This is a genomic window from Vibrio furnissii CIP 102972 (assembly GCF_000176175.1).
GTDB classification, from domain to species: Bacteria; Pseudomonadota; Gammaproteobacteria; order Enterobacterales; family Vibrionaceae; genus Vibrio; species Vibrio furnissii.
In genome coordinates this window covers 32,132-53,305 of the sequence record NZ_ACZP01000020.1, presented here as the reverse complement: position 1 = coordinate 53,305, position 21,174 = coordinate 32,132, and the positions used below count along the sequence as shown (strand labels likewise).

The window sequence follows — 21,174 nt, the reverse complement described above, 5'->3', positions numbered from 1 at the left end:
AGATGCTCTCTCAGCTAAGGGATATAGTTGAACAGGTTTCAAAAGTTGAAGACGTTTACCAAGCGTTGGATATTTTTGTAAAACAGACATGCAGTGCGATGAGCACTGAGTGTTGTACTGTCTATTTAGCAAATGAAGAGATGCATCGTCTGGAATTGATGGCGACCCAAGGCTTGAAATTCAAAGGCGATAAAATCCTCATTGATTTTGATGAAGGTCTGGTTGGGTTGGTGAAGCGTTCTGCCGAGCCAATCAACCTCGCTGAAGCGTCGAAGCATCCCAACTTTAAATACTTCAAACAGCTGGGCGAAGAGGTTTACAACTCGTTCCTCGGCACACCGATTATCTACCGCAAACAAGTGTTGGGCGTTTTGGTTGTCCAACAGAAATCTCCTCGTCTGTTTAGCGAGATGGAAGTCTCGTTTCTCGTCACGCTCGCGGCTCAGCTGGCGGTGATCGTCGCGCATGCGCGAACGCAAGGCCATTGGCTGCTGACCAAAAAACAGCAAGCGATCAGTGGGATCCCGGCGTCTCCCGGTGTTGCTATAGGCGAATTATGGTGGGATGACTCCCAACCACAGCTTGCGGAAGTGTATCCGGCGTCAACGCTGGATGTGGATCGCGAACAGGAATGGCTGACGCGTGCCATTGAAAGCGCGCTGAGCGATTTTCGTAAGATGCGTAAAAAGCTCGACAGCGAAATCAACAAAGAAGCGCTGGCGATCTTTGACCTCTTTACGCACCTCTTGAACGACCCGATGCTGCGCAAAGATCTCAAGGTGCAGATTCAAAAAGGCGATCGCGCCGACTGGGCGTTGCGTCAGGTGGTCGAAACCTATTCCAACCGGTTTGCTCGCATGTCGGATGCCTATCTGCGAGAACGGGCACAAGATGTTCGTGAACTGGGACAACGTCTGCTCTATTTCCTCTACAACACCGAACACGAACAGCAACAGCTTGATAAACCGATTATTTTGGTGGTGCGAGAGCTGACCGCGTCTATTCTGGCGGCGCTGCCCAAAGATAAGTTGTTGGCCGTTGTGTCGCTCGAAGGGGCGGCAAACTCGCATGCAGCGATTTTATCGCGCGCGCTGGGCATTCCCGCCATCATGGGCGTGTCGGTGAACCTCAAACAGATCAATGGCAAGAAGGGCATTGTTGACGGCTACAGTGGCAAGCTCTTTATTTCGCCGGCCAAACAGGTGCTGTCTGAGTATCGCGCGCTCGCCAATGAAGAGCGTGAGCTGTCGAAAATGGTCAACGAGGCGATTTCGGAGCCTGCGTTTACGCAAGACGGGCAACGAATCGAATTGCTGCTCAATGCCGGTTTGAGCGCCGACACCAACATTGCCATCAACCAAGGTGTGGATGGGGTGGGGTTGTACCGGACCGAAATCTCGTTTCTATTGCAGCACCGTTTCCCGTCAGAAGAAGAGCAGATTCAACTGTATCGTACGGTGCTTGCGGCGTATCCGAATCAACGCGTGGTGATGCGCACCCTCGATATTGGCGGAGATAAACCACTGCCGTATCTGCCGATTGAAGAAGACAACCCGTTTTTGGGATGGCGTGGAATTCGCTTTACGCTCGATCACCCCGACATCTTCATGATTCAACTGCGGGCGATGATGCGCGCCAGCCGAGGCTACAACAACCTGAGCATTCTGCTGCCGATGATCTCCGGCACCAAAGAGCTCGATGATGCATTGGCCTTGATTCATCAAGCCTATGCCGAAACGCGCAAAGTCGACGATCAAATTGTGATGCCGGAGATTGGCATCATGGTTGAAGTGCCGTCAATGCTGTATTTGTTGCCGCTGGTGGCCAACAAAATTGATTTCGTCTCGGTGGGCACCAACGACTTAACGCAATATCTGTTGGCGGTCGATCGGAACAATTCCCGTGTGGCTGATGTCTATGAATCGATGCATCCAGCTGTGGTGATGGCGCTAAAGCAGATTCAACACACCTGCGAACAGCATCAGATTCCGGTTTGTGTGTGTGGCGAGTTGGCGGGCGATCCGATTGGCTCTTTATTGCTGATTGGGTTAGGGTACACCGCGCTGAGTATGAACACCTCGAACGTCGCGCGGGTGAAATACTTGGTTCGTCACTCCGACATGAGCGAATTGCGCTCACTTGCTGACAAAGCGCTGATGCAACCCTACGGTCATGATATTTATAATATGATGCTCACTCATTTCGAAGAGAAAGGCTTCGCCGGCTTTGTCAGAGCGGGTAAAAAATAGGAACACAATGTGAGTATCGGATTAATGGCCCTGCTGTTGTTACTTGGGGCTATCGTGGGTGTGCTGGCAGGTTTGCTCGGCATTGGCGGTGGGTTGGTCGTCGTGCCTGCGTTACTGTTTCTGTTACCGCTATCGGGCATCTCGCCGGATATCGTCATGCAACTGGCGCTGGCGACATCGCTGGCAACCATCATCGTGACCTCGGGCTCTTCTGCGCTCAATCATCTTAAACTCGGGAATGTCGACATGTTCGTCGTCAAATGGCTGCTGCCTGGCGTGTTGGTCGGCGGCTTTCTCGGTTCGGTGATTGCAGAGTGGATTCCCAACCACTATTTGCCGAAAGTGTTTGGCGCGATTGTGTTGGTGTTGGCGCTGCAAATGTATCGCTCCATTCGCGTGACGCACACGTGGCCCATGCCGGGTGCGATGATGACGGCGCTCTACGGCAGTGGGATTGGTGTGGTGTCGAGTTTGGCCGGGATTGGGGGCGGTTCGCTGTCCGTACCGTTTCTCAACCATCACGGCGTTGAGATGCGCAAAGCGGTCGGTTCGTCGTCGGTGTGTGGCTTTATGATTGCGATTTCCGGCATGCTTGGCTTTATTTTGCACGGTTATCAAGCCGAAGGGCTGCCGCAATACAGTGTGGGCTATGTGTATCTGCCAGCGCTGGTAGCGATTGCGTCAACGTCGATGTTAACCACCCGGATTGGCGCCAAACTGGCAACGCAGTTGCCGACCACGGTATTAAAGCGCTTCTTTGCGGTTTTCCTTATGTTTGTTGCTGTCACAATGTTGATGCAATGATCTGATTTTAAAAGAAAAGAGAACACAATTTATGTCTCAGGGCTATCTTGAATTTCCAAACATTGACCCCGTTTTAGTCTCCATTGGGCCGATTTCTGTGCGCTGGTACGGCATGATGTATCTGATTGGCTTTATGTTTGCCATGTGGTTGGCGAACCGCCGTGCCGATAAACCCGGCAGTGGCTGGACGCGTGAGCAAGTGTCCGATCTGCTGTTTGCCGGCTTTCTCGGTGTGGTGATCGGTGGTCGAATCGGGTATGTACTGTTCTACAATTTTGACTTGTTTTTGGCCGATCCGCTCTACCTCTTCAAAGTGTGGACGGGCGGTATGTCGTTCCACGGTGGCCTGCTGGGCGTGATCACCGCGATGTTCTGGTATGCGCACAAACATCAACGCACCTTCTTTGGTGTGGCTGATTTTGTGGCGCCGCTGGTGCCATTTGGTTTGGGCATGGGCCGTTTGGGCAACTTCATGAACGGCGAACTGTGGGGACGCACCACCGATGTGCCTTGGGCGATTATTTTCCCGAATGCTGGGCCGCTGCCTCGTCACCCATCACAACTGTATGAATTTGTTTTAGAAGGGATTGTGCTCTTTCTCATTCTCAATTGGTTCATTAAGAAGCCACGTCCGCTGGGTTCGGTTGCTGGGCTATTCTTGGCGGGATATGGTACATTCCGCTTCCTGGTTGAATTTGTTCGAGAGCCGGATGCCCAACTGGGGCTGTTTGGCGGAGTCATCTCAATGGGACAAATCCTTTCAACACCAATGATTATTGCTGGCGTACTGCTGATGGTGTGGGCTTACAAACGTGGCCGTTACCAAGACAGCGTGGCCGCAAAGTAAGGGTTCGAAGTGAAACAGTATTTAGATCTTTGCCAGCGCATTGTCGATGAAGGTGTGTGGGTGGAAAACGAACGGACAGGCAAACGCTGCCTGACCGTGATCAATGCCGATTTAACTTATGACGTGGCCAATAACCAGTTTCCACTGGTGACCACGCGTAAGAGTTTTTGGAAAGCAGCGGTCGCCGAACTGCTGGGCTACATTCGGGGTTATGACAACGCCGCTGACTTTCGCGCGCTGGGCACCAAAACGTGGGATGCCAACGCCAACCTGAACGACGCATGGCTGAATAACCCACACCGTCAAGGTGAAGACGACATGGGGCGCGTATATGGCGTGCAAGGTCGTGCTTGGGCGAAGCCCGATGGCGGTCATGTGGATCAGTTGAAGAAAATTGTCGATGACTTGACGCGTGGCGTTGATGATCGCGGTGAGATTCTGAACTTCTACAACCCGGGGGAATTCCACCTCGGCTGTTTGCGTCCGTGTATGTACAGCCACCATTTTTCCCTGCTGGGGGACACGCTGTACTTGAACAGCACGCAACGCTCGTGTGATGTGCCGCTGGGGCTAAACTTTAACATGGTCCAAGTGTATGTCTTTTTGGCGATCATGGCGCAAATTACCGGTAAGAAGCCGGGGCAGGCCTACCACAAGATTGTTAATGCGCACATCTATGAGGATCAACTGGCGCTCATGCGCGATGTGCAATTGAAACGTGAACCGCTCGCGGCGCCGCAATTTCACATCAACCCAAACATCAAATCGCTACACGATTTGGAAACTTGGGTGACGCTGGATGATTTTGATGTCACGGGCTACGAGTTCCATGAGCCGATTCAATATCCGTTTTCGGTGTAATGGCGAACGACAAAAAAACGCTGGCAGTGCCAGCGTTTTTTTATGCGCGTCGATCTCGAGGATGAGCGTCGAAACAGCGCGTGTTTCTTGTTGATGTCAGGCAAACAAAAAAGCTTCCCGAGAGGGAAGCTTTGGGTTCGGGTCGTTTACGAGGTAAACGCCAGAATCATGCCTGGAATGACGATAAACACCGACAGCAAGTAGCCTGCGACCACCGCTTTGCTCTTAATCGCCCACTCAGAAATCGTCTCTGCGCCTTTGATTGGCAGCTCACGTAAGAAAGGGATGCCGTAAATCAATAGGGTTGCAAGTAAGTTGAACGTCAGGTGGACCAGCGCAATTTGCAGGGCAAACACAGCAAACTCACCCGATACCGCGGTCGCTGCTAGCAGCGCCGTAATGCACGTCCCGATGTTTGCGCCCAGCGTGAATGGATACACGTCACGCACTTTCAACACACCAGAGCCAACCAGTGGCACCATCAGGCTGGTGGTGGTCGATGACGATTGTACTAGCACTGTAACCAGCGTGCCTGAGGCAATACCATGTAGTGGGCCACGGCCAATGGCATTTTTCAGCAGTTCACGTGCACGGCCGACCATCAAGCTCTTCATCAGTTTCCCCATGACGGTGATCGCCACGAAAATGGTCGCAATGCCCAGCAGGATCAGGGCCACACCGCCCAAGGTATCCCCCAAGGTGGCGAGCTGCTCTTTCAGCGCGCTGATGACGGGTTTGGTCATTGGCTTAATAAAATCAAAGCCTTTCAGGCTCATGTCGCCTGTCGCCAGAAGTGGCGAGACCAACCAATGCGAGATTTTTTCCAGAATGCCAAACATCATTTCCAAGGGAAGGAAAATGAAGACGGCGAGCAAATTAAAGAAGTCGTGAATCGTAGCGCTGGCAAAAGCACGTTTGAATTCTTCTTTGCAGCGCACGTGGCCGAGGCTGACCAGCGTATTGGTGACGGTTGTACCGATGTTGGCACCCATGACCATCGGAATGGCCGTTTCAACAGGCAAGCCGCCCGCCACAAGGCCGACAATAATTGAGGTGACTGTGCTGGATGATTGAATCAGCGCCGTGGCCACCAAACCAATCATCAACCCAGCGACCGGGTGAGAAGCAAACTCAAACAGGACTTTTGCCTGATCGCCGGTTGCCCATTTAAATCCGCTGCCCACCATGGCAACTGCCAGTAGCAGTAGATACAGCATGAAAGCCAAGTTTGCCCAGCGTAGCCATCGCGTCGTCGATGAGATTGGCGCGGCAGTGGTAGTCGCTTGGTTTATCATTGTTTTCTCCATTGACCTTCTGAATGTCTTTGGTCGGTTGTTGAATCTGTGGGCGATAGTAGAGGGCGAATATTTCAGTAATATGACAATGCTGAAACAAAACGAGAGAATTGTTAATAGGGCGATTGGAACGGTCAGTTAAAGTGATTTTATGGAATTTAACTTATTGTTTATAAAATGTTTTTGTGAGTTGTGTACGACGCGTACGTCGAGAAATTAATTTGATTTTTTCAGCGGGGAAGGAGGTCAATTATGTCAACTTTAGTCATGAGTGGGATTCAATGTTTCGGTAAATATATTGCTTAGGTGTGAATGGTTCGATTATCCCGATAAATTGCGACGGGGTCGGACATTTGCTATAACCAACGCTCTGTTCATCACAAGTGACTGCTTATGTCTCACCTCAATTACAACCACCTGTACTATTTCTGGATGGTGTGCAAACAAGGCTCCGTGACCAAAGCGGCGGATGCGCTATTTTTGACGCCTCAAACCGTCACCGGTCAAATCAAAGCGTTGGAAGATCGCATGGCGGGCAAGCTGACCAAACGCAACGGCCGCAGTATTGAACCCACCGAGCTGGGGCAGTTGGTGTTTAAATACGCCGACCGCATGTTTGGCCTGAGTTATGAAATGCTGGATATCGTCAACTACAGCCAGCGCAACAACGTTCAGTTTGACGTCGGGGTCGCGGATGCCATTTCCAAGCGCTTGGTGAGCAAGATTTTGATGACCACCATCCCCGATGACAACAGCATTCATCTGCGTTGTTTCGAATCCACTCACGAAATGCTGCTTGAGCAGCTCTCGCAGCATAAGCTGGACATGATTTTGTCAGACTGCCCAGTGGATTCCAGCCAGAGCCCGGGGCTATTTAGTAAAAAGCTGGGAGAAAGCCACATGGGGTTCTTCTCTAGCGGTGGTGTCGACACAACGCGCTATCCGGCGCTATTACAAGAATACAAATTATTGATCCCCGGTAGCCGCACCGCGATGGGACGCAAAGTGCGTCAGTGGTTTGATCATCAAGGCATTCAACCCAACATTTTAGGGGAGTTTGATGATGCCGCACTGATGAAAGCGTTCGCGCTCTATCACCCCGACGTCATCTTTATGGCCCCGCTGCTATATATGAATGAAATGAACCAAGAGCGCGCTTTGCAGCTCATTAGCCGCGTTGACGAAATCAAAGAAGAGTACTACGTCATATTCGCCGAGCGAATGATTCAGCACCCAGCCGTAAAGAATGTATGTGATGCAGATTTTAGTAATTTGTTTGAATGAGAGTTTTATTACTGTTAATAAATAGATTACTATCACGCAACCGATGAATACTTGTCCTGTTTTACCGCAATGGTAGGAGGTGTTTTCGGCACATTTAGGCGTACTCTTTGTCCGTTTTTGCCAGAGCGTTGAACCTGAAATGAACCAACATAATAATGGCGCCGCGAGGATGATTGCCCGCAGCTAATGGTTTGATGCATTCAGGCAGAAACAATGATGTGCATTAGTATCGCTTAAGCGGTTATTTCAAGGGGGCTTGCTCATGAACCTACAGGAAATGGAAAAGAACTCCGCACAAGCAGTGGTGTTATTGAAAGCCATGGCAAATGAGAGACGCTTGCAGATTCTATGCTTGTTGCACAACCAGGAACTCTCCGTTGGGGAGCTGTGTGGCAAACTGGAATTGAGTCAATCAGCGCTATCGCAACACTTGGCTTGGCTAAGACGGGATGGCTTAGTGGAGACGCGCAAAGAAGCGCAAACAGTGTATTACACACTCAGCAGTGATGACGTGAAATCAATGATCGAATTGCTTCATCGTTTGTACTGCTCAGACTGACAGGATGTCATGGCCGAAGTTTTTAATCGATGCACTATATGAAAAATGATAGTCAGAAGGGATGCGAGATGGAAACTTTGGTTTATTTTTGCAAACACAACCAATAAAAAAACCGGCCAAGGCCGGTTTTTTTTATCACTGGGATATCAGGCTCAAATTACAGAGCTTTGATAGCAGCAGCGAAACGAGACTTATGACGAGCTGCTTTATTCTTGTGAATAAGGCCTTTAGTTGCCATACGGTCTAGGATTGGTGTAACGACTGCGAATGCAGCAGTTGCAGCTTCTTTGTCGCCTGCAGCGATTGCAGCAACAGTTTTCTTCATGTAAGTGCGCATCATTGAACGACGGCTAGCGTTGTGCTGACGACGTTTTTCAGATTGGATAGCGCGCTTCTTAGCAGATTTACAGTTTGCCAAGGGTCTAACTCCCAAAAACTTTAGTTCGGTGACAATTTAAGGGCCGGAAATATCCCTTATTTGCACTTAATTGTCAAATGATTTGTGCAAAAACCCGTCTAAGCCAAACAAGTTTGGAATCGGAAGGTCTTCGCGGTTAAGATGGCGGGGATTCTAACAGTATTTTTTTGCCAATGCTAATACTTATCTGATCTCTCACTGACATTATTTCCCGGTGAAGAAGGATAATGTTGTTTTAGCGTATTTTTCGAGGTTACCGTGAGTAAACGCTTACTCAAGTCAGGCATGGTTGTCAGTGCCATGACGTTGATTTCACGCGTCCTGGGACTGGTGCGCGACATTGTTGTCGCCAACCTGATGGGCGCAGGCGCCAGTGCCGATGTTTTCTTTTTTGCCAACCGTATTCCCAACTTCCTGCGTCGTCTGTTTGCGGAAGGGGCATTTTCTCAGGCGTTTGTTCCGGTATTGACTGAATATCATGCATCAGGGGACATCAATAAAACACGCGAGCTGATTGCTCGGGCAGCGGGGACGCTGGGTGTCTTGGTGACCATCGTCACCGTGCTGGGGGTGGTGTTCTCTGGGGTGGTCACGGCGCTGTTTGGTGCCGGTTGGTTTTTAGACTGGCTTAATGATGGGCCGGCGGCACCGAAGTTTGAACTTGCCAGCTTGCTGCTGAAAATTACCTTTCCTTATTTATGGTTCATTACCTTTGTGGCGCTTTCTGGCGCGGTATTGAATACGCTGGGTAAGTTTGCGGTCTCTTCTTTTACGCCGGTTTTTCTCAATGTCATGATGATCCTGTCGGCGTGGTATATCTCGCCATTGTTGGATCAACCGGAAATCGGTTTGGCAATCGGTGTCTTTTTAGGTGGTTTGGTGCAGTTTCTGTTCCAACTGCCGTTTTTGATCAAGGCCGGCGTGCTGGTTAAGCCCAAATGGGGCTGGAAAGATCCCGGTGTGGTGAAAATTCGTACACTGATGATTCCAGCACTATTTGGTGTCTCAGTCAGTCAAATCAACCTGTTATTTGATTCGTTTGTGGCGAGTTTTCTGCAAACAGGCTCCATCAGCTGGCTTTACTATTCCGACCGTTTATTGGAATTCCCGCTGGGCTTGTTTGGTATTGCGATTGCAACGGTGATTCTGCCAGCGCTGTCACGTAAACATGTTGATGCACACAGTGATGGGTTCGCGCAAACCATGGACTGGGGCGTGCGCATGGTCATTCTACTTGGCGTGCCAGCCATGCTGGGGTTGATGGTGCTGGCGAAACCGATGTTGATGGTGCTGTTTATGCGCGGCGAATTTACGCCAGATGATGTGCACATGGCGTCGATGTCGCTGCTGGCGTATTCCGCAGGCTTGCTCAATTTTATGTTGATCAAAGTGTTGGCGCCGGGGTACTACTCGCGTCAGGACACCAAAACGCCGGTGCGATTTGGGATTGTTGCGATGCTGAGCAACATGGTGTTTAACGCCATCTTTGGTTGGTTTTATGGCTATGTCGGCTTGGCCGCCGCCACGGCGCTGTCGGCCTTCATTAATATGGCGTTGTTGTACCGAGGTCTGCACAAGCAAGGGGTGTATGTCATTTCTGCGCGTACGATTGGTTTTATTGTTCGTTTGCTGGTGGCTGGTGGCGCGATGGTCGCTGCGATTTTATGGCAGATGGAGTCGATGTCAGTTTGGTTAAGCTGGGGGCTGACGCAACGCGCTCTGATGCTGACTGGATTGATCGCACTTGGCGCGATTGTGTATTTAGTCACCGCTCTGGTGCTGGGCGTCCGTTTAAAAGACTTAAAAGCGGCGACAGATTAACGCCGATTAGGTTATAATCCGTCGGTTTCACACCAAGATAATTGAGAACTATAGGTTTTAAGCGTATTCCAATGGAATTGATTCGCGGTATTCATAACATCAAGTCACGCCATCATGGCTGTGTATTGACCATAGGTAACTTTGATGGTGTCCATTTGGGGCATCAACAGGTATTGGATCAGGTTGCTGAGCGCGCGAAAGCGTTGAACCTGCCTTCGGTTGTGATGACCTTTGAACCGCAACCTATGGAGCTGTTCTTAAAAGATAAGGCTCCAGCTCGGTTAACAAGATTGAGAGATAAGTTTGTCCAACTCGGCAAATTGAATCTCGATCGGTTATTGTGTGTGAACTTTAATCATCATTTTGCCAACTTAGACGCACAAGCGTTTATCCGTGACTTGTTGGTCACGCGTTTGGGGGTGAAGTTTTTGGTCGTTGGCGACGATTTTTGCTTTGGTCAGGGGCGCAAAGGCAACTTTGCTATGCTGGAACAAGCAGGACGTGAATACGGCTTTGAAGTGGTGAGCACCCAGAGCTTCTGCTTACAGAAACTGCGTGTCAGTAGTACCGCCATTCGCGAGGCATTAGCGGCCGATGCGTTGGCGGATGCCGCCGACATGTTGGGGCGCGATTACAGCATCAGCGGACGCGTGTCTCACGGGCGTAAGCTCGGACGCACCATCGGATTTCCGACGGCGAACATTCCGCTCAAGCGGTGCGTGTCTCCGGTGTCTGGTGTGTATGTGGTCGAAGCGTATGGGTTAGGCGAACAACCGATTGGGGGCGTGGCGAATATTGGCCAACGTCCTACGGTCAATGGGGTTCGCCAACAATTAGAAGTGCATTTATTCGACTTCCATGGCAATTTGTATGGCAAACAGCTAGAAGTCGCACTTTTACATAAGTTGCGTAATGAACACAAATTTGAGTCCTTTGAGGCACTCAAACAGCAAATAGAATTGGATGCTGAGGCAGCAAGGGTGTGGCTGCGTCAGCTTAAGGGTTAACCGGATGATTCCACCGGCTAACATAATGTCTAACTTCGCCCAATATAACGGAATTAAGAATCGATGAGTGAGTATAAAGATACCCTGAACTTACCTGAAACAGGGTTTCCAATGCGCGGCGATCTGGCTAAACGTGAGCCAGAAATGCTTAAACGTTGGTACAAAGAAGATCTTTACGGTGCAATCCGTGAAGCAAAGAAAGGCAAGAAATCGTTCGTACTGCACGATGGTCCTCCATACGCCAACGGTGATATTCACATTGGTCACGCACTAAACAAGATTCTTAAAGACATTATTATTAAATCCAAAACACTGTCAGGTTTTGACTCACCTTACATCCCCGGTTGGGACTGCCATGGTCTGCCAATCGAACTGATGGTTGAGAAGAAAGTTGGCAAGCCTGGTCAGAAAGTGACTGCGGCTGAATTCCGTGAAAAATGTCGTGAATACGCTGCCGGTCAAGTTGAAGGCCAAAAAGAGGGCTTCAAACGTCTGGGTATCTTGGGTGAGTGGGATAAACCTTACCGCACCATGGATTTCGCGACCGAAGCGAACATCATTCGCGCGCTGGGCAAAATTGCTGACAACGGCCACCTGCTGAAAGGGTTCAAACCGGTTCACTGGTGTACTGATTGTGGGAGTGCGCTGGCAGAAGCGGAAGTTGAATACAAAGATAAAGTGTCGCCATCTATCGACGTGCGTTTCAAAACGGCCGACGAAGCGGCGCTGCTGTCTAAATTTACCCTGACCGAAGGTCACGAAGGCCACGGCGATGTGTCTATCGTCATCTGGACCACCACCCCATGGACACTGCCAGCGAACCGCGCGGTGTGTCTGCGTGATGATCTGGAATACGTCCTGATCCAAATCGAAGGCGAGCAGCCTGAACGTATCATCGTGGCCTCTGAACTGGCGAAATCCGTGATGGATCGCGCAGGCATTGAACACTTCCACTTCCTTGGCTTTGCGAAAGGTGCGGATCTGGAACTGTCTCAGTTCAACCACCCATTCTACAACTTCACCGTGCCAGCCATCTTGGGCGATCACGTGACTACGGATTCCGGTACCGGTGTGGTTCACACGGCACCTGGCCACGGTCAAGAAGACTTTGCTGTGGGTCAGAAATACGGCCTAGAAGTCGCTAACCCTGTGGGTTCAAACGGTGTTTACCTGCCAGACACTGAACTGTTTGCGGGTCAACATGTGTTTAAAGCCAATGACGCCGTGATTGAAGTGTTGAAAGAGCACGGTGCATTGCTGCACCACCACGCGTACGAGCACAGCTACCCACACTGCTGGCGTCACAAAACGCCAATCATCTTCCGTGCCACACCACAATGGTTCGTGTCGATGGATCAAGCGGGTCTGCGTGAGAAAGCGCTAGGCGCAATCAAAGGCGTGAAATGGATGCCGGATTGGGGTCAAAGCCGTATCGAAGGTATGGTGGAAGGTCGTCCTGAATGGTGTATCTCTCGTCAACGTACTTGGGGTGTGCCAATTGCACTGTTCGTCCACAAAGAAACCGCAGAACTGCACCCGAAAACGCCTGAGCTGATTGAGCAAGTTGCTCAACTGGTTGAACAGAAAGGCATTCAAGCATGGTGGGATGTCGACACGGCTGAGCTGCTAGGCGCTGACGCGGAACAGTACGAGAAAGTGCTGGATACGTTGGACGTTTGGTTTGACTCAGGTGTGACGCACTACGCGGTAGTGGATAGCCGTGAAGAGTTCCACGGCGCGGAAGCGGACATGTACCTAGAAGGGTCTGACCAACACCGCGGCTGGTTCCAGTCTTCGCTGATCTCATCCATTGCGATGAAAGGCAAAGCGCCATACAAAGAAGTGCTGACGCACGGCTTCGTGGTTGACGGCCAAGGCCGCAAGATGTCGAAATCGATCGGCAACGTGGTTGCGCCAAAAGATGTGACCAACAAACTGGGTGCTGACATTTTGCGTCTGTGGGTTGCATCAACAGACTACACCGGTGAAGTGGCGGTTTCAGACGAAATCCTGAAACGCAGCGCTGACTCTTACCGTCGTATTCGTAACACCGCTCGTTTCTTCCTAGCGAACCTGAATGGCTTCAACCCGGCAACCGACATCATTGCGGCTGACGAGATGGTGGCACTGGATCGTTGGGCTGTAGCGCGCGCGATGGCTGCACAACAAGAGATCGTCAAAGCCTACGCCGAGTACAACACACACGCGGTTGTACAACGTCTGATGCACTTCTGCTCGGTTGAAATGGGTTCATTCTACCTCGATGTAATCAAAGACCGTCAATACACCGCGAAACTGGGCGGAAACGCACAGCGTAGCTGTCAAACGGCGCTGTACTACATCGTGGAAGCGCTGGTGCGTTGGATGGCACCAATCATGTCGTTCACTGCTGATGAAATCTGGAACGCGATGCCAACCAACCAAGCCAACGGCGAAGCTCGTGGTAAATTCGTATTTGCTGATGAGTGGTACGAAGGTCTATTTGATCTGGCAGAAGGCGAAGAGCTGAACAACGAATTCTGGACGGATATTCAGAAAGTTCGTGGTGCGGTGAACAAACTGCTGGAAAATGCGCGTAACGAGAAAACCATCGGTGGTTCTCTGCAAGCGGAAGTGACTTTGTTTGCAAGCGATGAGCTGGCGGCGAAAATCAACAAGCTGGAAGATGAACTGCGCTTTGTCTTGCTGACGTCAAAAGCGAACGTGAAACCGCTGGCTGAGAAGAGCGATGCGGCGCAAGCCACCGACATCGACGGTCTGTTTGTTCAAGTGAACAAAACCGAAGCGGAGAAGTGTGATCGCTGCTGGCACTACACCCCAGACGTGGGCACCATCAAAGGTCATGAAACTATTTGTGGTCGTTGTGTGTCAAACGTGGACGGTGAAGGCGAAGTTCGCAAGTTTGCTTAAAGGAACTGCATGACACAGCAAGCATTAACGCTTAAACAATCAGGAGTTCGCTGGCTATGGCTGGCGCTCCTCATTTTTGTCGCTGACATCGCGATCAAATTGGTGGTGATGAACGGCATGGGGTACGGCTGGGAGAATCGCATCGAGGTTCTGCCATTTTTCAATTTGCTGTACGTGCATAACTACGGTGCCGCATTCAGTTTCCTGAGCGATCAGGCGGGCTGGCAGCGTTGGTTGTTCACTGGGATTGCGTTTGCCGTGGTGGGCCTGTTGGCCTTCTGGATGCGCCGCCTACCGTCGAGTGACAAATGGAATAACATGGCTTACGCATTCATCATTGGTGGTGCGGTCGGCAATGTGTTCGACCGAGTCGTGCACGGTTTTGTGGTCGATTACCTCGACTTCTACTGGGGCACCTACCATTGGCCAGCGTTTAACCTCGCTGACAGCGCCATCTGCATTGGTGCGGCGATGATCATTTTGGATGGTTTTCGCGGTAAAAAGCAGACGGCGTAAGTGATTAAGCCGAAATAACCCTAAGCGCCGCCCGTTGATTCGGGAGGCGCTTTTTGTTATCAAGCAGATTCAATTCAAGAGTATTGGATTGAGCACACGCTGTACCCACCTCATCACATGAAGAAATGAGGGAAACATCCACGAAGGCGTTGCCCTTCGATTACCTTAAGGAAGCCAGAACGTGACGACACATTCAACAACCATCACTCAAGATTCTACCGTAACGTTGCATTTCACCATCAAACTCAAAGACGGTTCGGTGGCAGACAGCACGCACAACTTTGGCAAAGCGGCCCAGTTGGTGATTGGTGATGGGAGCCTAAGCGACAACTTTGAGCAGTGCTTATTGGGCATGCAAGCCGGCGAAAACAAATCGATTGAACTGGCGGCAGCTGATGCGTTTGGTGCACCGAACCCAGATAACATTCACCACATGGACCGCGCGCGCTTTGTGGGCGATGCTGAAGTAGAAGTGGGCACCATCATGGCCTTCAGCGGCCCCGATGGCATGGAAATTCCGGGCATCATCACGGACATCGCCGGCGATTCCGTCACCGTGGATTTTAACCACCCCTTGGCCGGACAAGATGTGATCTTCGACGTTGAAATTTTGTCTGTCGAATAACTTGCCGTAGAATAGCCAGCCAGAAAGAGAACCATGAGCAAATCCATGAAAATACTGTTAGCAAACCCGCGCGGCTTTTGTGCCGGCGTTGATCGCGCCATCAGCATCGTTGAGCGTGCACTTGAAATGTATCAGCCTCCGATTTATGTTCGTCATGAAGTGGTGCACAACCGCTTTGTGGTAGAAGGGTTGAAGCAGCGCGGTGCGATTTTCGTTGAAGAGCTGCACGAAGTGCCAGACGACAACATAGTGATTTTCTCCGCTCATGGGGTATCACAGGCGGTGCGTATGGAAGCCAAAGCGCGTTCGTTAACGGTGTTCGATGCAACCTGTCCGCTGGTGACCAAAGTGCACATGGAAGTCGCGCGTGCCAGCCGCCGCAACATGGAAGTGGTGCTGATTGGTCACGCCGGACATCCGGAAGTGGAAGGCACCATGGGGCAATACGCCAGCGACACCGGTGGCATGTATCTGGTGGAAAGACCCGATGATGTGGTTGCGTTGCAACACAAAGTGAAAGATCCGTCTCATCTGCATTATGTCAGTCAGACCACGCTGTCGGTCGATGAAACGGCAGACGTGATTGATAAGCTACGCGAAGTGTTCCCTGAGATTCAAGGACCGCGCAAAGATGACATCTGTTACGCCACGCAAAACCGTCAGGATGCAGTGCGTCTTCTGGCGCAGGATGTGGATGTGATGGTGGTGGTCGGGTCGAAGAACTCCTCAAACTCAACCCGCTTGAAAGAGCTGGCGGAGAAACTGGGCACGCCGGGTTACCTGACCGATTGTCCGGAAGACATTCATCCAGAATGGTTTGATGGCGTGAGTAAAATCGGTGTCACGGCGGGCGCGTCTGCCCCGGAAGAACTGGTCAATCAGATTCTGAACCGCATCAAAGAGTTGGGGGCAACCTCAGTGGATGAAGTGCTGGGCCGTGAAGAGAATATGTTCTTTGAAGTGCCGAAAGAGTTGCAAATTAAGCAGGTCGACTAAACGAGTTTGCTGCTGGTCTTGGCGGTGGCAAATGGCAGATTTAAGCCAATCAATTCAATCCAAAAGACAAATAAAAAAGGGCTCCTATGGGAGCCCTTTTGCGAGGTGTGTTGCGGGATTAAGCCGTTTCAGTGACGCCTGAAGGTTTATCTTCATCCGCCAGATCCGTTTCCCCTTTACCTTTAGAAATCTTCATCACGTAGAGCGTGATGGCTAGCGTTGCCACAATACCGACGATGGTCGAGATTTGCATTGGCAGACCAAAGCCCAGCGTGCTGTTGTTTAGAATAAAGGTAATACATACCGTGGTCATGAACACGGCTGGAATGGTGGTGATCCAGTGCAGCTTGTTATGACGCAGCAGGTAAGCTGAGGCAGTCCACAACATCATCACGGCCGTGGTTTGGTTTGCGAAACCGAAGTAGCGCCAGATGATACCGAAGTCAACTTGAGTCAGGATGCCGCCAATCACGAACAGAGGCATCGCCATCAGCAGACGGTTACGCAGGGTTTTCTGTTCCATGTTGAAGTATTCAGCCAAGATCAGACGGCTGGAGCGGAATGCCGTATCCCCAGAAGTAATCGGCAGGATAACCACACCCAAGAAGGCGATGATGCCGCCGAACACGCCCAGCAGACCAAACGATGCGCTGTATACCACGTTACCAGGGCCACCGTTTTTCACTGCCTCAGACAGTGCGTCCAGCGAACCGAAGAATGACAATGCAATCGCACACCAAATCAGGGCGATGATGCCTTCACCGATCATGGCGCCGTAGAACACAAAGCGGCCATTCTTTTCGTTTTCAAGACAACGCGCCATCAATGGCGATTGCGTCGCGTGGAAACCGGAGATCGCACCACAGGCGATGGTGATGAACAGGGCAGGCCACAATGGCATGTCGTTCGGGTTCATGTTGTGCAGCATGTCGCTGACTTCAAAGCCACCCAGAACTTGGTGTTCGCTCGAGAACGCGATCGCGGTGATGAGACCAACGGACATGAAAATCAGCAGCGCGCCAAATAGCGGGTAGAAACGACCGATGATTTTATCCACCGGCACGATGGTCGCGATGATGTAGTAAGCAAAGATGATGACAACCATGGTCGACATGCTTACGGTCAAGCTGGTTTGTTCGTTGATCAGGTTGGTGATCATGCCTGCAGGTGCAGAAACGAAAACCACACCAACGAGCAGCAGTAAGACAATGGCAAAAATGTTCATGAAGTGTTTAGCGCCATTGCCTAGGTAACGACCAGACAGTGAAGGAACGGATGCACCGCCGTTACGGATTGACAGCATACCCGAGAAGTAGTCGTGGGTTGCACCCGCAAAGATACAGCCAATCACGATCCACAGCATGGCGGCAGGACCATACAGCGCACCCATGATTGGGCCGAAAATCGGGCCGACACCTGCGATATTGAGCAGTTGAACCAAGTAAACTTTTGGCGTCGACATCGGGACGTAGTCCACACCGTCGGTTTTGGTGTGAGCTGGGGTTTGGCGTTTTTCATTGATGCCGAATACTTTTTCCACGAACGCGCCGTAAATGAAGTATCCACCAATCAAGGCAGCGACACAGGTTAGAAACCACAACATAGCGTTTGTCCTTTATTATGAAGTAGGTGTTATTGAATTAATCTCAGGCTGGATACTAAATTATCAATAAGCGAGCTTCATTGGGTTTCCGGGTCAGTGGTCGTATAGTGAATTAAGTGGTATTTAACGCCAGTGAGTGGTTTTTGATGGCGAGTGAACGGCGAGTAACGCAAAATAAGCGCTCATTGCCTATTGTTAAGGATGAACACGTTATCCAAGGGCTAAGTAAAGGTAAAATAATGAAAAAAACAGTATTGATGTTGGTCGTGGCTGGGTTAATGGGCTGTGCCGCCAGTGACAGTGATTTGGCCCAACAGGGCGATTGGTACCAGATTGGTTACAACGATGGGATCGCCGGACACACCCAACGCTCCCATAAAGCGTTGGCGCAATTAGGCCAAGCTAATCAAGCCGATTACAACCAAGGGTATGTGGAAGGGGTGAATGAGTACTGCAACCCGAATTTCGCTTATCAGATGGGTGTCAACGGCCAGTATTACGAAGGGGTGTGTGAAGGCACCGAACAAGCGCAAAAATTCCGTATGGAATGGCAGCGTGGCTGGAATGAATACAACAACTAATCGGCGCTAGGTAACAAGAGCCATGCATGAAGAATACATCGCCCTGGCATTGGCCGCTGTGGGTGTCGTTGGGCTGGGATGCCAATGGTTGGCGTGGAAACTGCGTCTGCCTGCCATTTTATTTTTGTTGCTGGCGGGAATTCTCGCCGGCCCTGTTTCTGGGGTGCTTAATCCCCAACAACTGCTCGGGGATTTGCTGTTTCCACTGATTTCACTCGCGGTAGCGGTGATTCTGTTTGAAGGCAGTTTAACCCTCAATTTCAAAGAGATTCGCGGCGTGAGCAACACGGTGTGGAGCATCGTCTCTCTGGGCGCGCTTATCTCTTGGGGCGTCACTTCGTTTGCCACACATGCGCTGCTTGGCTTTGATTGGCCGCTGGCCTTGCTGTTTGGTAGCTTGACGGTGGTGACTGGCCCAACGGTGATCGTGCCGTTGCTGCGTACCGTGCGGCCCAATGCCAAACTGTCCAACATTTTGCGCTGGGAAGGGATTTTAATTGACCCGCTCGGCGCCCTGTTTGTGGTGATGGTGTATGAGTTCATCGTCTCTAGCAGTGAAGCACACAGCTTGCATGTGTTTGGTCTGATTTTGCTGGTCGGCGTTGGCATCGGCGTGCTTTCGGGCGCGGCGGTTGCTTATGTGCTGCGCCACGGCGGCTTGCCAGAATACCTGCAGCCGTTTGCGGTTCTGAGTGTGGTGCTCGGCGTGTTTGCGGCGTCTAACGCACTGGAATCGGAGTCGGGTCTGCTGACGGTGACCATCATGGGCATGTGGCTGGCCAATGCCAAAGACGTCAATATTCAGCACATATTGCACTTTAAAGAAAATCTCACCGTTCTTCTCATCACCGGGCTCTTTATATTGCTGGCGGCGCGAATTGAAGTGGACGATTTCGCCACACTGGGCTGGAGCGCGATCGCGCTGTTTGTGGTGATGCAATTGGTCTCGCGCCCGCTGTCGATTTTTCTGGCCACGCTGCGCAGCAGTTTGCAGTGGAAAGAGAAAGCGTTTTTGGCCTGGGTGGCACCGCGCGGGATAGTTGCCGCATCGATTTCATCGCTGTTTGCCATCAAGCTGGAATCGTTTGGCATGGCCGAAGCGACGTTGCTGGTGCCGCTGACGTTTATGGTCATCATTGGCACTGTGGTGTTGCAAAGCGTAACGGCCAGACCCGTTGCAATTGGATTACAGGTGGCCGAGCCGGCGCCAAAAGGTTTCTTGATTCTGGGCGCGAACGATGTCGCACGTCAAATTGGCGGTGCGATTGCCAAGTACGATTGCCGCGTCGTGCTGACCGATTCCAACTGGGATTACATTCGCCAAGCACGCATGGCTGGGCTGGAGCATTATTACGGCAACCCCATTTCTAGTCACGCAGACGAATACCTGAACTTGATTGGCATTGGTCACGTGTTGGCGCTCAGCCCAGATAAACACTTCAACATCATGGCGTGCATGCAGTTTCTTTCCGATTTCGGAGAGAAGCGTGTGTTCTGTTTGAATGACAACGTAAACGGGAATGGCAATGGCAACGGTAGTGATAAACACACTGTGGCACAGGCCTCACATGGGTTGCCCTTTTTAGGGGGCGAGGTGAGTTATAAGAAACTCGCCAGTTTGCTCAACCAAGGCGGGGAGATCAAACACACCAAACTGAGTGACAACTTCACCTATGACGATTATCAACAGCAGCACAAAGAGAGTTATGTGCTGCCGCTGTTTGTGGTCGATCATCGTGGCCGAATTCAGATGTGTGCGGATGTCGCGAATTTCAGCGCTAAAGAGGGCGAAACCGTGGTTGCCCTGATCAAGAAACCGACCGAGAGCCGTTAGCGGCTCTCGTTGTCATCGTCTGCCATTGCGCGGCGCAGAAAACCGTCGGAGTCAGACAGTTTGGCTTTGGCTTGCGCCGCATCCACGCCAGTCAGGTGCATCAAAATCGCCACTTTGGCGTTGTTGTCACTTTCTGCCAACAGCGCTTCGGCGGTGTGGCGGTCGCAATCGGTCGCTTGCATGACAATGCGCACTGCACGTGCGACCAGCTTTTTGTTGGTCGCTTTCACATCCACCATCAGGTTTTGATAGCTTTTCCCAAGGCGAATCATGCTGGCGGTGGTGAGCATATTGAGCACCAGTTTCTGCGCGGTGCCCGATTTCAATCGCGTGGAGCCGGTTAACGCTTCCGGGCCGACCACCGGGCTGATGGCGATATGGGCCAATTCGGCAATCGGCGAGTTGGGATTGCACGACAGCGCGACGGTGACAGCGCCTAAATCGTTGGCGTATTCCAGCGCACCAATCACATACGGCGTGCGGCCACTGGCGGCAATGCCGACCAGAACATCCTGCGCACTAAAATGAATGGATTTGAGATCATCAATGCCGAGTAGCGGGGAGTCTTCGGCACCTTCTTGCGCGCTAAACATCGCGTCGCGCCCGCCCGCAATCAGGCCCACCACCATGTGATGTGAGACTCCAAACGTCGGCGGGCATTCGGAGGCATCGAGTACGCCTAAACGACCGCTGGTGCCGGCACCCATGTAGATCAGGCGTCCACCTTGCTTGAACGCTTCGGTAATTTTATCGACCGCGAGGGCGATTTCCGGCAAGACTTTTTCGACGGCTAACGGCACCAGTTTGTCTTGCTGATTGAGACGCTGCACGATCTCCTGCGACGAGAGCAGGTCGATATCCATGGTGTCGGGATTGCGACCTTCAGAAACCAAATGGGAGAGGGCAGCGAGCAGGGCATCATTCGTCATGGGGATTGTCCATATCGGTTAAATCAAACACAGAA

18 protein-coding genes are annotated in these 21,174 nt (G+C 51.3%); 14 read left to right on the top strand and 4 right to left on the bottom strand.

Translation table 11 applies throughout. The features are described from left to right. Positions 1-2: 2 nt before the first annotated feature. The 4 genes from ptsP to VFA_RS20725 are packed head-to-tail and all read left to right on the top strand — an operon-like array spanning position 3 to position 4,761. Positions 3-2,249, top strand: a complete 2,247-nt coding sequence (ptsP, locus tag VFA_RS20740; RefSeq protein ID WP_004728897.1) for a phosphoenolpyruvate--protein phosphotransferase — start codon at positions 3-5, stop codon at positions 2,247-2,249. 9 nt (positions 2,250-2,258) lie between these two features. Next, positions 2,259-3,053, top strand: coding sequence for a sulfite exporter TauE/SafE family protein (locus VFA_RS20735; protein ID WP_014204510.1), 795 nt, complete (start codon positions 2,259-2,261; stop codon positions 3,051-3,053). 31 nt (positions 3,054-3,084) lie between these two features. Beyond that, positions 3,085-3,900, top strand: coding sequence for a prolipoprotein diacylglyceryl transferase (lgt, locus tag VFA_RS20730; RefSeq protein ID WP_004728892.1), 816 nt, complete (start codon positions 3,085-3,087; stop codon positions 3,898-3,900). 9 nt (positions 3,901-3,909) lie between these two features. Further along, positions 3,910-4,761: a thymidylate synthase gene (locus VFA_RS20725; protein WP_004728890.1), complete on the top strand. Its 852-nt coding sequence runs from the start codon at positions 3,910-3,912 to the stop codon at positions 4,759-4,761. Between the two features lie 146 nt (positions 4,762-4,907). On the opposite strand, the gene VFA_RS20720 is transcribed toward VFA_RS20725, so the two are convergent. Further along, the gene (locus tag VFA_RS20720; protein WP_004728888.1) at positions 4,908-6,056 is read right to left on the bottom strand and encodes a Na/Pi symporter; all 1,149 of its coding nucleotides are present in this window, start codon (positions 6,054-6,056) and stop codon (positions 4,908-4,910) included. Positions 6,057-6,449: 393 nt separating this feature from the next. On the opposite strand from VFA_RS20720, the gene nhaR reads away from it, so the two are divergent. Next, positions 6,450-7,340 (top strand): transcriptional activator NhaR, encoded by an 891-nt coding sequence (gene nhaR / locus VFA_RS20715; RefSeq protein ID WP_004728887.1) that lies wholly within the window; start codon positions 6,450-6,452, stop codon positions 7,338-7,340. Between the two features lie 262 nt (positions 7,341-7,602). Continuing rightward, positions 7,603-7,899 (top strand): ArsR/SmtB family transcription factor, encoded by a 297-nt coding sequence (locus VFA_RS20710; protein WP_004728885.1) that lies wholly within the window; start codon positions 7,603-7,605, stop codon positions 7,897-7,899. A 157-nt stretch (positions 7,900-8,056) separates the two neighbouring features. Here VFA_RS20710 and rpsT read toward each other — a convergent pair whose 3' ends face one another. Further along, on the bottom strand, positions 8,057-8,317 hold the full coding sequence (gene rpsT, locus VFA_RS20705) for a 30S ribosomal protein S20 (protein WP_004728884.1): 261 nt from the start codon (positions 8,315-8,317) through the stop codon (positions 8,057-8,059). Between the two features lie 258 nt (positions 8,318-8,575). Here rpsT and murJ point away from each other — a divergent pair, with 258 nt between their 5' ends. From murJ to ispH, 6 genes are all read left to right on the top strand, one after another. Then, a complete protein-coding gene (gene murJ, locus VFA_RS20700; RefSeq protein ID WP_004728882.1) occupies positions 8,576-10,138 on the top strand; it encodes a murein biosynthesis integral membrane protein MurJ in 1,563 nt (520 codons plus the stop codon). 71 nt (positions 10,139-10,209) lie between these two features. After that, entirely contained in the window at positions 10,210-11,145 is a 936-nt protein-coding gene (ribF, locus tag VFA_RS20695; protein WP_004728880.1) for a bifunctional riboflavin kinase/FAD synthetase, read from the top strand. A gap of 63 nt (positions 11,146-11,208) precedes the next feature. Then, positions 11,209-14,055 carry an isoleucine--tRNA ligase gene (gene ileS, locus VFA_RS20690; RefSeq protein ID WP_004728878.1) on the top strand — a complete coding sequence of 949 codons (2,847 nt, stop codon included), beginning with the start codon at positions 11,209-11,211 and terminating at the stop codon, positions 14,053-14,055. A 9-nt stretch (positions 14,056-14,064) separates the two neighbouring features. Beyond that, entirely contained in the window at positions 14,065-14,571 is a 507-nt protein-coding gene (gene lspA, locus VFA_RS20685; protein WP_004728875.1) for a signal peptidase II, read from the top strand. A gap of 181 nt (positions 14,572-14,752) precedes the next feature. Next, positions 14,753-15,196 carry an FKBP-type peptidyl-prolyl cis-trans isomerase gene (gene fkpB, locus VFA_RS20680; RefSeq protein ID WP_004728873.1) on the top strand — a complete coding sequence of 148 codons (444 nt, stop codon included), beginning with the start codon at positions 14,753-14,755 and terminating at the stop codon, positions 15,194-15,196. A 33-nt stretch (positions 15,197-15,229) separates the two neighbouring features. Then, positions 15,230-16,192, top strand: a complete 963-nt coding sequence (gene ispH / locus VFA_RS20675) for a 4-hydroxy-3-methylbut-2-enyl diphosphate reductase (protein ID WP_004728872.1) — start codon at positions 15,230-15,232, stop codon at positions 16,190-16,192. A 118-nt stretch (positions 16,193-16,310) separates the two neighbouring features. On the opposite strand, the gene VFA_RS20670 is transcribed toward ispH, so the two are convergent. After that, on the bottom strand, positions 16,311-17,795 hold the full coding sequence (locus VFA_RS20670; RefSeq protein ID WP_004728870.1) for a carbon starvation CstA family protein: 1,485 nt from the start codon (positions 17,793-17,795) through the stop codon (positions 16,311-16,313). Positions 17,796-18,034: 239 nt separating this feature from the next. Between VFA_RS20670 and VFA_RS20665 the strand changes: the two genes are divergently transcribed. After that, positions 18,035-18,376, top strand: coding sequence for a DUF2799 domain-containing protein (locus VFA_RS20665; RefSeq protein ID WP_004728867.1), 342 nt, complete (start codon positions 18,035-18,037; stop codon positions 18,374-18,376). A 22-nt stretch (positions 18,377-18,398) separates the two neighbouring features. Beyond that, positions 18,399-20,210 (top strand): cation:proton antiporter, encoded by a 1,812-nt coding sequence (locus VFA_RS20660; RefSeq protein WP_004728865.1) that lies wholly within the window; start codon positions 18,399-18,401, stop codon positions 20,208-20,210. Here VFA_RS20660 and murQ read toward each other — a convergent pair. Next, positions 20,207-21,139 carry an N-acetylmuramic acid 6-phosphate etherase gene (gene murQ, locus VFA_RS20655; RefSeq protein WP_004728863.1) on the bottom strand — a complete coding sequence of 311 codons (933 nt, stop codon included), beginning with the start codon at positions 21,137-21,139 and terminating at the stop codon, positions 20,207-20,209. The two genes, VFA_RS20660 and murQ, sit on opposite strands and share 4 nt — an antisense overlap. Between the last annotated feature and the right edge of the window lie 35 nt (positions 21,140-21,174).